Genomic DNA, 13,529 nt, shown 5'->3' with positions numbered 1-13,529 from the left:
GGCAATGCAAAAGACCTCAGGGGCGGGTTGCCCGCCCCTGAGCGTGGTGAGGCTTAGCGGCTCTTTTCCAGCAGCCGGGCTTTTTCTTCAGGGCTCATGCTGTCGAGCCGCAGACGAGCCTGGGCCAGCTTGAGCAACTGGCCAGGGTTGGCTTCGCGCTCGCGCAGCGCCTGGGCAAGGGTAGCAACCGTCGGGTGGTCGAAAATGACACCCGGATTGATGTCGCACTGCAGCGACTTGCGGATACCGGCCGCCAGCTTGATGACCAGCAGCGAATGTCCGCCCAGTGCAAAAAAGTCCAGCTCGATGCCCACTTGCTCCAGCCCCAGCAGTTGCGCCATGCGCTGCGCAATCACGGTTTCCAGTGCATCACGCGGGGCCAGCAGACCCGCCGCAGGTTCATTGCCCATCTGCCGCAACGCTGGCCGGTCGAGCTTGCCGTTGCCCAGGCGCGGCAACCGCGGCAATGCCTGCAGGGTACGCGGCAGCATCACCGCCGGCAGTTGCTGGCCAAGGTACTCGCGTACCGCGTCCAGGGCAGCCGCCGTGGCCTCGTCGCGCAAGCTGACATACGCGCTCAGCGCTTCTCCATCGCACAACACCGCCGCCTCGACCACCTGCGGTGCACCCGACAGCTGTGCCTCGATCTCCGCCAGCTCGATGCGGAAGCCGCGTATCTTCACCTGATGGTCGCGCCGCCCTTGCAGCTCGATAGCACCGTCCGGGCGATAGCGCGCCAGGTCGCCGGTGCGGTAAAGCCGTTCGCCTGCCACGAACGGGCTCTCTACGAAAGTCGGCTGGTCACTCTGCACGGCTTGCAGGTAGCCGCGACACACCTGCTGCCCACCGACATACAGTTCGCCCAGCATGCCGGTGACCGCCAACTGCAAGTGTTGATCCAGCACATAGACCTGGTTGTTGGGCAACACCTGCGACAACCCGAGGGTGCCAGTCGGTACCGCCCGTACCGGGTGCACCATGACCCCGACCGTGGTTTCGGTCGGGCCGTAATGGTTGAACAACTTGCAGTCCGGACGTATCTGCAACAGGCGCTGCAGCAACGCCGTGTTCGGGGCTTCCCCCCCCAGAATGACGGTGGCCGGTACTGCCGGTGCCTTCGACTCCAGCAGCGCGCTTAGGTGCGACGGTACGATCTTCAGGCAGTCGATTGCCTGCTGCTCGAGGTACGCAGCAAACAGTTCGGCATCCTTCATCACCTCGTCGGCGGCCACGTGCAGTGTCGCGCCCACATACAAGGCAGCGAACAGCGTGGTATGGCCAAGGTCGGCCGACACGGTCGAGCCGAAGGCGAAATGACGACAGCCCTCCAGCGCCAGCGTGTGGCACACGCCTGCGGTGTAGTTCAGCAGTTGCCGGTGCTCGATCACCACGCCTTTAGGCGTGCCTGTCGAGCCCGAGGTGAACAGGACATAGGCGGCATCGCTGGCGCTGGCGGCGTGCGGTTGCAGCCGTGCAGTGTCAACCGCCAGCGGGTACAGGCTGTCGAGGCTCAGCGCTTCCACGCCCTGCTCACGCAGGCTGGCCACCGCTGCCGGTTCGACCAGCACCTGCGTGGCCCCGGCCTGTGTCATCAGGCGCACCTGCCGGGCAACGGGCCAGTGCGGCTCCAGCGCCAGGTAAGCCGCGCCGACGCGCCAACAGGCCAACATCGCCACGACCCAGTCCAGCGAGCGCGGCAGCGCCAGTGCCAACACCGCCCCGGGTTGCACGCCAGCCTGCTGCAGCGCCAGCGCCAGGCGCTGCACTGTCAGCTCCAGTTGGGCGTAACTCAGCCCCGCGTCATCTGCAATCAGCGCCAGCGCGTCGGGGGTGTCGATTGCCCACTGGCTGATCTGCGCCGCCAATGACGTCGCGCCCAGTGGCTGCGGTGCGGGGTTGATCGACAGCAGGCGCTGGCGCTCGGCTTCACCCAGCAGGTTCAACTGCCGCAGCGGGCGGTCCGGCGCCTGGACGATGCTGCGCAGCAACTCGATGTACTGCTCCAGCAGGCCTTGCATGCCGCGCGCACTGTAGCGCCCGGCCAGGTAATCCAGGCTCACGGTAATCGGTTGGTCAGCACCCGCCGCTGGGCAAATGCGCAGCTGCAGCTCAATGCCCGCCGGCAGGCGTGGCGCCAGTAGCTCGCCCTGCCAGCACAGCCCGCCGGCAACCTGCGGCGCGAGCGCCGGAGTAGTGGAAAACGCCACGGTCGGCACGGCTGTGGGCACCCATTCCGGTACCCAGTACTCCTGCCACGCCACATGCTGCTCCAGCGCGGCGCCGAGTGCTGCAAGGTGCTCGCCGAAACGGGTTTCGTCAGCCCACTGCAGGCACAACGGCAATAGCTTGCTGAACGCCCCCGCACTGTTCGCGAAGTAGTCATAATCCTGTCGCGCATCGTGCTGCCATGCGCCCAACAACCGGTTGCTGTCGCCAAGCCGGCCCAGCAAGCCCCACCAGGCCGCCTGCAGCAGCGTGTCCAGGCTGGCCTTACGGGCGTCGGCCAAGCGTTGCAACTGCCCCTGCAAGGCCAGCGGCAGATTCACCTGATGGTGTGCCTGGTGTGTCGCTGGCTGGTCCTGGCGATAGGCTGGCCAAGGCGCGCTCATGCCCTGCTCCGTTGGCATCAGGTGCCCTTGCCAGTAGCCACGGGCTGCCGCTGCATCCTCATCCTGGGCCACTTCGGCACGCCACTCCAGATACTGCCCGAAAGCTTCAGGCAGGTCTTCATCCGGCCCGGCTGGCGTGTCATACAACGCCGTCAGGTCACGGTACAGCATGGCCATGCCCGCCTCGTCGCAGGCAAAGCCCGCCACCCCCAGCCATAAATGCCACTGCCCGGCTTCGGCGGCCGGTACCAGCAACGCCTGGGCGGCTGGCAGCTGGTCGATTTCGAAGCGCTGCCGCAGCCAAGGCTCGAGCAGTGCCGGCGCATCTGCCTCGGCCTGCACTGCCAGCGTCAGGGCTGGCCGCCGGGCGCCGATGAACTGGCGCATGCCGCGGTATCCCGAGGCAGTGCCCAGGCGCCCGGCCAATATCGGGTGGCGCTCGACCAAGCGCTCAAGCGCCTGGCTCAGGCGCGCCGGGTCCGGCTGGCCCTGAACGCTGATCTTCAGCAGCGTCGCGGCCTGTGACCAGTCCGGGCAAGCGGGCAAGGCATCGAGCCAGTGTTGCTGGTCGACGGTCAGGGCAAAACCGATGTCGTCGGCCTGGTCTACGTAACTGTTCATTCCTCGGCCTCCTCGGTCGCCATCACCTGCGTGGCCGCAGCCGCCTCCAGCGCTGCCCGGTCGAACATGTCGCCCATCGCCACGACGATCTTGCGCGACCCCTCGTACGGGTCACGGGCATGCGCTGCCAGCATGTTGTCGACCAGGATCACGTCGCCTTTCTGCCATTGGAACCGCACGGCGCAGGCTTCATACAGCTCGCCGATCAGTTGCATGTCCTGGTCTGGGATCGACGAACCATCGCCGAAGTACACATGCCGTGGCATGCGCTCCAGGCCGAACATGGCCAGCAGGTCTTCACGCGCATCCGGCTCCAGCCAATAGATGTGGTGCAACTGCACCTGGTTGAAGAACGAGCGTGCGCCGGTGATCGGGTGCGTGATGATCGCCGGGCAACGGGTACGGGTCTGCAACTCGTCGTTGTCCAGCCAGCGCCATTCGATGCCAGCGGCACGGCAACGGGCCTCGACCTCGGCGCGGTCATCGGTGCGGAAGAAATGCTGCCATGGCACGTCGAGCTTGTCGGCGAACGTGCGCACATACAGCAGTCCTTTGTCCTCGAGGGTTTGCCGCAGTGCCTGCGGCAGCTTTTCGTACATCAGGCGGCAGTCGACCACCGGCGTGGCACCGCCGACCGGCGAAGGCTGCTCGCAATAGAACATCTGCTTGCGCGGCCAGCTGTCTTGGTGCGCACTCTCGTTATGGAACAAGATCATTTTGTTTTCCGGGTACGGCGTGGAGCGGTAGGTATTCCTGCCCCCCTCCTTCTTCGGCAGGTCACCGTATTGGCCATAAAGCCCCGGCTGGACTGCTTCGGCGAATGCTTCGAACCCCTGGATACCCTCCAGGGCAAAGCCGCGGAACAGGATGCCTGCATGCTCGCCCAGCTTGCGCTCGACCAGCGGCCGGTTGTTGCGCACCCACTCGATCAGGTCGATCGATGCGTCGCCAGGCTCGACGAGCAACGGGAACGACTGGCCTGGCACCAGCAACGACTCGCGCACCGCAGCCCGTGGCGGTGCAGCTGCAGTGGCGCCGGCAGAGCGCTTGAGGAATTTGCCCAGCTTGTCGGCCTTGCTGGCCGGGGCGCTTACCGGTGTGCTGCCAGCCAGGCCGCCACCCTGTAATGGAACGTTCATCGCTTGCCACCTCATATCCTGAACACTGACGATCTGTTCGAGCATCGCGATCCATGCGCTGACGAGTCGCTGGATATGCTCTTGCCTGAAAAGCGTTGTCGCAAACTGCCAGTTGCCACTGAGCTGCCCGGCCTCCTGTTCGATGAACAGGGCCATGTCGAACTTCGAATACAGCGCCGGGGCGGGCAGCGCCTGCACGGTAATATCGGCCAGGGCTTCGCTGCGTACGGGCAGGTCGTTCATCACGAACAGCACCTGCACCAGCGGGTTCATGCCGCGCACCCGCGGGGCGCCATGGGCCTCGACGATCATGTCGAACGGCAGGTCCTGATGCTCCAGGGCCGCGAGCAAGGTGCGCTGGGTGCCCTGCACGAAGTCACCGAAGGCCAGCCCATCACTCACCCTGGAACGCAGCGGCAACACATTGACGAAGAAGCCGATCAGGCCTTCCAGTTCGCTGTGCTGCCGGCCTGCGGTGTCGGCCCCGACCAGTACGTCATGGGCACCGCTGGTCTGGTGCATCAACCACTGGAACGCCGCCAGCAGCGTGCTGTACAGGGTCACCCCGGCCTTGGCCGCGAACTGGCCAAGCGCATCGGTCAAGGTTGGCGACAGGCTGAAGTCCACCGCACCGCCGGCATGGGAGCCCTGCTCGCTGCGCGGCTGTTCCAGTGGCAGGTCAAGGCGGCCGGCATGGCCCGCCAAGGCCTGTTGCCAGTAGCTTGCCTGGCGCTGCAGCTCACCCGCCTGCTCGAGGGCCTGCTGCCACAAGGCGAAGTCTGAATACTGCAGCGGTAACGGCGCCAGAAGGTGGGTCTGCCCTGGGGCGCTGTGACGGTAGATTTCAACCAGGTCGCGGACCAGCACGCCCATCGACCAACCGTCGGAGATGATGTGGTGCATGGCGAAGAACAGCACATGCTCCTGGTCTGCCAGGCGCGCCAGACGGCAGCGCAACAACGGCGCATGCTCCAGTGCAATCGGTGTGCTGGCGTTGGCCAGGGTGGCTTCGGCGATGCACCGTTGCTGTTCCTGGTGGCTGAACCCGGACCAGTCGTCGAGGGCGATATCCACCTCGATCTGGTCGGCAATCTGCGCCAGCGGATCACCCTCGTCGTCCTGCACGTAGGCCGTACGCAACACTTCATGTCGCTGCGCCAGCGCGTTCAGGCTGTTGCGTAACACCTCGACCTGCAGCGGCCCTTGCAGACGCAGGGCCAATGGCATGCCGTAGGCAGCGCTGCCCCCGGACAGTTGCTCGGCAACCCACAAGCGCCGCTGCATCAACGACAATGGCGCGGTGGCTTTTTTACCATGGGCCAATAGCTCGACACCGTGCGCGGTCGCAGCCTTGCCTGCGCCGCCGAGCGCTGCCAGCAGGCGCTCCAGCACCGGGTGATCGAACAGGTCACGCAAAGTCACTTGCATACCCGGCAGCTTGCGCATCCGCGATACCGCCTGGGTGGCCAGCAACGAGTGACCACCCAGCTCGAAGAAGTGGTCGCCTAGGCCCACCCGCTCAAGGCCGAGCACCTCCTGCCAGATACCCGCAACGTGCTGCTCGAGCGGGGTTTGCGGTGCCCGGTAGGCCTGCTGCAGGGCGCTGTTGTCGGGCTTGGGCAAAGCCTTGCGGTCGAGTTTGCCGTTGGCGGTCACCGGCCAGGCCTGCACCTGCAGGATGTGCGTCGGCACCATGTAGTCCGGCAGGCTGCCCTTGAGCTGCTCGCGAAGGCTGTCGCGCAGTGCGGCGGCGTCCACCGCCATGCCCTGCTCCTCGGCCAGCACGTAGGCCACCAGCTGCTGGCCATGCCCGCTGTCCTGGGCCAGCACCACCGCCTCGCGCACCTGCGGGTGCTCCAGCACCCGTACCTCGATCTCACCCAGTTCGATACGCAGCCCCCGCACCTTCACCTGATGGTCGATACGCCCGCAATACTCGATCACCCCGCTGTCGCGGTAGCGCGCCAGGTCGCCGGTGCGGTACAGCCGCTGGCCGTGGCTGCCGAACGGGTCGGGCACGAAACGCTCGGCCGTCAGCGACGGGCGACGATGGTAACCACGCGCCAGGCCCTGGCCACCGAGCATCAGCTCGCCCATGGCCACCTGCGGCAGGGCTTCGAACGCCGGGCCAAGGATGTGCGTGTACAGGTTGGCGATCGGCCGGCCGATCGGCACGCTGTCACGCCCTTCGTCGACACAGGTCCAGTGGGTGACGTCGATCGCTGCCTCGGTCGGCCCGTACAGGTTGTGCAGGCGGGCACCGGGCAAGTGGCTGAACACCTGCTGCTGGGTGTCCACCGCCAGCGCCTCGCCGCTGCAGATCACCTGCCGCACGCTGTGGCAGCGCTGCAGGCCCGGCTCGCGGACGAACACCTGCAGCATCGACGGCACGAAGTGCAAGGTGGTCACCTGGTGGCGCTCGATGGTATCGATCAGGCGCTCCGGCTCGCGGTGCTCGCCCGGTGCCGCCAGGGCCAGCCGCGCACCGGTCATCAGCGGCCAGAAGAACTCCCACACCGACACGTCAAAACTGAACGGCGTCTTCTGCAACACCGTGTCGGCACTGCCCAACGCATACGCCTGCTGCATCCACGCCAGCCGGTTGTACAACGCCAGGTGGCGGTTGCCGGCACCCTTCGGCCGCCCGGTCGAGCCGGAGGTGTAGATGACGTAGGCCAGGTTCTCCGGGTGCAGCCGGCACGCCGGCACCTGCTGCGAATAACCGCCCAGCTCGCCGGGCTGGTCCAGCAGCAGCACCTGCCCGGCAAACGCCGGCAACTGATCGCGCAAGTGCGCCTGGGTCAGCAGCAGCTCGATGCCGCTGTCTTCGAACATGTAGGCCAGCCGCTCGGCCGGGTAGTCCGGGTCCAGCGGTACATAGGCGGCGCCGGCCTTGAGGATCGCCAACAGGCCAACGACCATTTCCAGCGAGCGCTTGGCGGCGATACCCACCAGCCTTTCCGGGCCGACACCCTGTTCGATCAGCTTGTGCGCCCACTGGCTGGACAGCTCGCTCAACGCCCGGTAGCTCATGCGCTGGTCGCCGAACAGCAGTGCCGTGGCATCCGGCTGGCGACGCGCCTGCGCCTCGAACAGCTGGTGCACGCGCCAGTCGCCGGGGTAGTCGGTGGCGGTGTCGTTAAGGTCATGCAGCACCGCTTGCGCCTGCTGCGGGTTCAGCATCGGCAACTCGCCCAACGCCGTTTCGGCGCTGCTCTCAAGCATCTGCTGCAACACCTGCAACAGGTGCTCGCCAAGTTGCCCGGCCAGCCGGGCACTGAACCGTGCCCGATCGACTTTCAACTGCAGCGACAGGTGCGTACCCAGGTTAACCACCAGCGTCAGCGGGTAGTTGGTCTGTTCGTGGTTCGCCACCTCACCAAACACCAGGCTGCTGGTGGTATCGGCCTGCAGCGCTTCGGACACCGGGTAGTTCTCGAACACCAGGATGCTGTCGAACAGCGCTTCGCCGCCCTGCCCGGCCCAGCGCTGGATATCGAACAATGGCGTGTGATCGTACTCACGCAGGGCGATGTTCAGCGCCTGCACGGTGTCCAGCCAGTCACCCAGCGCTTGCTCCGGGCGTGGGCTGGCAATGACCGGCAAGGTATTGATGAACAGGCCGATCTGTTGCTCGATGCCCTTGAGTTCGGCCGGCCGCCCAGCCGTGGTCGCACCAAAGGCGACGCAGGTCTGGCCGGTATAGCGCTGCAGCACCAGCAGCCAGGCCGCTTGCACCACGGTATTGACGGTGACCCTGCGCTCACGGGCAAAGGCGTCCAGGCGGGCGGTCTGCCGGGCATCCAGTTGCTGTACCCGCTCGACCTGCCCCTGCCCTTCACTACCGGCTGCCCAGTCCGTGGCCCTGGCCAGCAATGTGGGTGCATCCAGGTCTTGCAACTGGCGGGTCCAGAACGCCTGGCCGGCTGCGCCATCCTGGCGCTGCAACCAGGCAATGTAGTCACGGAAGCGCCCCGGCCCTTGCTCCGGCACGCTGCCGTGGTACCGCTGCAGCACCTCGCCCAGCAGCCGGGTATTGCTCCAGCCATCCATCAGGATGTGGTGGCTGGTGTAGATCAGGTGATAACGCTGCGCGTCGAGGCGAATCAGGGTCAGGCGCAACAGCGGCGGCCGGACCAGGTCGAAGCCGGCCGCGCGGTCTGCAGCAGCGAACGCCTCCAGCGCATCGGCAAGGTCGTCACGGCCACGCCAGTCATGCACCGCGAACGGCAATTGCGCCTCGCGCTGAATGATCTGCAACGGGCTGGCCAGCTCACCCCAGATGAAGCTGCCACGCAGCAGGTCATGGCAGTCGACTGCCGCTTGCCACGCAGCACGGAAGCGCTCGGGATCCACGCCAGTCACATCAACCCGCATCTGGTTGATGTAATCCCCGCCCTGCTGCAGCAGCGTATGGAACATCATGCCCTGCTGCATGGGCGAAAGCGGGAAGATGTCCTCGATCATCGCTGGCGGCAGCGCCAGGCTGTCGAGCTGGGCCTGGGTCAGACCAGCCAACGGAAAGTCCGAAGGGGTCATGCCAGCGTGTTCGCGCTGGCAGCAGTGCTCGACCAGGGTACGCAGCTCCTGGCTGTACTCATCGGCCAGGCGCTGTACGGTGGCGACTTCGAACATGTCGCTGCTGAAGGTCCAGCCCAGGCTCAGCTCACCGGCATAGACCTGGCCATTGAGCGTCAGCCAGTTACCCAATGGCGCGTCCAGGCTCTGTTCATCGCCTTTGGGGTCTGCGCAGGGCACCAGAAGCGCCTGCTCATCGGTTGCCAGGTGGCCATCCAGCTGGCCCAGATAGTTGAAGGTGATGCGCGGCACAGGCAAGGCACGCAGGCACTCACGGCTGGCAGCGTCCGCCAGGTAGCGCAGCACACCATAGCCAATGCCCTTTTCGGGCACGGCGCGCAGTTGTTCCTTGACCTGCTTGATCGACCCATCCAGCGTTGCCGCCGGGCTCAGCCGCAGCGGGAACAGGCTGGTGAACCAGCCGACCGTGCGGCCCAGGTCGAGGTTGTCGAACAGCGCTTCGCGCCCGTGCCCTTCCAGTTCGATCAGCGTCGAGGGTTCGCCGCTCCAGCGGCAGATTACCCGCGCAAGCGCAGTCAGCAGCAGGTCGTTGACCTGGGTGCGGTAAGCGGCCGGTGCCTGCTGCAACAGCTGTCGGGTCAGGGCCCCGTCCAGGTGGCTGTAGACCGTGCGGGCGTACCGGTTACTCAGGGCACCAGCGCTGTTGTCCTGCGGCAGGCTGCCGCTGGCATGGCGCAACTGCGCCTGCCAATAGCCCAGTTCGGCCTGCAACGTGTCGCTGGCGGCGTAGGCCTGCAACTGTTCGGCCCAGGCCCTGAAGGCACTGGTCTTGGCGGGCAACTGTGGCGCCTGCCCGGCCGCACATTGTTGGTAGGCCCGGTGCAAGTCCTCCAGCAGAATACGCCAGGACACCCCATCGACGACCAGATGGTGGATCGCCAGCAACAGGCGCTGACTGCCGTCCGCCAAGGTTGCCAGCACCGCGCGCAGCATCGGCCCATCGGCCAGGTTGAGGCTGCGCTGGGCCTCGGTGCCCAATGCCTTTAGCTCACCGGCATTGGCCAGTGTCGCGCACCATAGCAAAGGTGGCTGTACCGGCCCGGCAGGCCGGTAGCTGGCCTGCCATTGCCCATCAACCTCGACAAAGCTCAGGCGCAGGCTGTCGTGGTGCGTGACCAGGGCCTGCAGCGCCTGCTCCAGCGCCTGTGCTTCAAGCGCCTGCAACGGGCGGAACAGCACCGACTGGTTCCACTGCTGGCGTTCGGCAATGGCTGTGTCGAAGAAGGCATGCTGCACCGCCAGCAGCGGTGTGGGCCCGTGCAAGGGGCGCTGGTCGGCCTGTACCGTACACCCCACCTCGGCGACTGCGGCCAGGTCTTGTACCGTCTGGTGCTGGAACAGGTCCTTGGTGGTGAAGCGGATGCCCGCCTGGCGGGCGCGGCTGACCACCTGGATCGAAACGATCGAGTCGCCACCGAGGGTGAAGAAGTTGTCGCTGCGGCCAACCCGCTCCAGCTTCAGCAGGTCCTGCCAGATCGCCGCGATCTGCTGTTCCAGCGGGCCTTGCGGTGCACTGTATGCCTGCTGCAGGGCGCTGTTGTCAGGCTTGGGCAAAGCCTTGCGGTCGAGCTTGCCGTTGGCGGTCACCGGCCAGGCCTTCACCTGCAGGATGTGCGTCGGCACCATGTAGTCCGGCAGGCTGCCCTTGAGCTGTTCGCGAAGGCTGTCACGCAGTGCGGCGGCGTCCACCGCCATGCCCTGCTCTTCGGCCAGCACGTAGGCCACCAGCTGCTGGCCATGCCCGCTGTCCTGGGCCAGCACCACCGCCTCGCGCACCTGCGGGTGCTCCAGCACCCGCGCCTCGATTTCACCCAGTTCGATACGCAGCCCGCGCACCTTCACCTGATGGTCGATACGCCCGCAATACTCGATCACCCCGCTGTCGCGGTAGCGCGCCAGGTCGCCGGTGCGGTACAGCCGCTGGCCGTGGCTGCCGAACGGGTCGGGCACGAAACGCTCGGCCGTCAGCGACGGGCGACGATGGTAACCACGCGCCAGGCCCTGGCCACCCAGCATCAGCTCGCCCATGGCTACCTGCGGCAGGGCTTCGAACGCCGGGCCAAGGATGTGCGTGTACAGGTTGGCGATCGGCCGGCCGATCGGCACGCTGTCACGCCCTTCGTCGACACAGGTCCAGTGGGTGACGTCGATCGCTGCCTCGGTCGGCCCGTACAGGTTGTGCAGGCGGGCACCGGGCAAGTGGCTGAACACCTGCTGCTGGGTGTCCACCGCCAGCGCCTCGCCGCTGCAGATCACCTGCCGCACGCTGTGGCAGCGCTGCAGGCCCGGCTCGCGGACGAACACCTGCAGCATCGACGGCACGAAATGCAAGGTGGTGACCTGGTGGCGCTCGATGGTGTCGATCAGCCGCTCCGGCTCGCGGTGCTCGCCCGGTGCCGCCAGGGCCAGCCGCGCACCGGTCATCAGCGGCCAGAAGAATTCCCACACCGACACGTCAAAACTGAACGGCGTCTTCTGCAACACCGTGTCGGCACTGCCCAACGCATACGCCTGCTGCATCCACGCCAGCCGGTTGTACAACGCCAGGTGGCGGTTGCCGGCGCCTTTCGGCCGCCCGGTCGAGCCGGAGGTGTAGATGACGTAGGCCAGGTTCTCCGGGTGCAGCCGGCACGCCGGCACCTGCCGCGAGTACCCGCCCAGTTCGCCGGGCTGGTCCAGCAAAAGGACCTGCCCGGCAAACGCCGGCAACTGCTCGCGCAAGTGCGCCTGGGTCAGCAGCAGTTCGATGCCGCTGTCTTCGAACATGTAGGCCAGCCGCTCGGCCGGGTAGTCCGGGTCCAGCGGTACATAGGCGGCGCCAGCTTTAAGGATCGCCAATAGGCCAACGACCATTTCCAGCGAACGCTCGGCGGCAATACCCACCAGGCTTTCCGGGCCGACACCCTGTTCGATCAGCTTGTGCGCCCACTGGCTGGACAGCTCACTCAACGCCCGATAGCTCATGCGCTGGTCGCCGAACAGCAGTGCCGTGGCGTCCGGCTGGCGACGCGCCTGCGCCTCGAACAGCTGGTGCACGCGCCAGTCGCCGGGGTAGTCGGTGGCGGTGTCGTTAAGGTCGTGCAGTACCGCTTGCGCCTGCTGCGGGCTCAGCATCGGCAACTCGCCCACCGGCTGTTGCGGCTGGGCTACCACACTGTGCAGCAGGTGCTGCCAATGTTGCCCCATGCGCTCGACACTTGGTGCGTCGAACAGGTCGGTGGCGTAGGTCAGCGATGCCCACAGGCCATCCGCGGTCTCGACCGTGTCCAGGGTCAGGTCGAACTGGGCGTTCACTTCTTCCCACGCCAGCACTTCCACGCTCAGGCCTGGCAGCTGTGTGGCCCCTGGCAGCCGGCGCTCGGCGCTGCGGTGGTTGAACATGACCTGGAACAACGGGCTGCGGTTCAGGCTCCGTTCGACCTGCAGTGCATCCACCAACTGCTCGAAGGGCAAGTCCTGGTGCGCCTGGGCCTCCAGCGCAGTGGCCTTGACCTGCTGCAACAGGCGGGCGAACTGTTGGTGCGTATCAATGTCGGCCTTGTGCACCTGGGTATTGACGAAGAAGCCGATCAGGCCTTCGGTTTCCTTGCGCGTGCGGTTGGCGACCGGCACGCCGACGCGGATGTCCGACTGCCCGCTATAGCGGTGCAACAGGCACTGGAAGGTCGCCAGCAACAGCATGAACAGGGTCACCCCTTCGCGCCGCGCCAGTTGCCGCAGGCCATCGGCCAGTGCCGGGCTCAGTGGCAGGTCGATGCGGGCGCCACGGTAGCTGCTGCGCAACGGCCGCGGGCGGTCGCTGGGCAACGCCAGCACAGGCTGTTCACCGCCCAGCTGGGCAGTCCAGTAGGCCAGCTGGCGCTGCCGTTCGCCGCCATCCATCCATTGGCGCTGCCAGACGGCATAGTCGGCGTACTGGATCGGCAACGCCGGCAGGCTGGCAGGCTGGCCGCTGCTGTACGCGCGATACAGGTGCACCAGTTCCTGCACCATCAACGCCAGCGACCAGCCATCCGAGACAATGTGGTGCTGGGTAATCAGCAACACATGATCGTCCGGCCCCAGGCACAGCAGGCTGGCTCTCAGCAGCGGGCCCTGGGCCAGGTCGAACGGCTGGCGGATTTCTTCGGTGATACAGGTGCGCAGCCGTGCCGCCCGGTCCTCGCCGGGCGCCAGGGCCAGGGTGTGCCTGGCAATGCTCACCGGCGCGGGGGCATGGATCACTGGCGTGGTGCGCTCACCGTCAGTGGCGAAGGTGGTGCGCAGCGACTCGTGGCGCGCCACCAGCGCATCGAAGCTTTGCTGCAGGGCAGCCAGGTCCAGTGCGCCGCGCAGGTTCAGCGCAGTGGGCAGGTGATAGGCGGCACTGTCTGGCTCAAGGTGCCAAAGAAACAGCTGCCGCTCCTGGGCGAAGGACAACGAAAGCGGCTCGGTCGGATCGCGTCGAAAAACAGGTGCCACGCTGTACAGATCGACACCTTGCTGCTTGAGCAGCACTGCCAGCGCCTTGCGTTGCTTTGCCGACAGTGTTGCTACCGATTCGATTAACTTTTGCACGCCC

2 protein-coding genes are annotated in these 13,529 nt (G+C 66.2%); both read right to left on the bottom strand.

Annotated features, from left to right (window positions below; genetic code table 11):
• Nucleotides 1–53: 53 nt before the first annotated feature.
• Nucleotides 54–3,230 carry an amino acid adenylation domain-containing protein gene (locus QCL51_RS08265; RefSeq protein WP_338444737.1) on the bottom strand — a complete coding sequence of 1,059 codons (3,177 nt, stop codon included), beginning with the start codon at nt 3,228–3,230 and terminating at the stop codon, nt 54–56.
• A complete protein-coding gene (locus tag QCL51_RS08260) occupies nt 3,227–13,525 on the bottom strand; it encodes an amino acid adenylation domain-containing protein (RefSeq protein ID WP_338444736.1) in 10,299 nt (3,432 codons plus the stop codon). The genes QCL51_RS08265 and QCL51_RS08260 overlap by 4 nt, the downstream gene beginning before the upstream one ends.
• Nucleotides 13,526–13,529 lie beyond the last annotated feature (4 nt).

Source organism: Pseudomonas sp. LTR0 (assembly GCF_036630035.1).
Lineage (GTDB): Bacteria > Pseudomonadota > Gammaproteobacteria > Pseudomonadales > Pseudomonadaceae > Aquipseudomonas > Aquipseudomonas putida_Y.
Note: the sequence above shows the minus strand (reverse complement) of the source record. Positions and strands in the feature narration are given on the sequence as shown.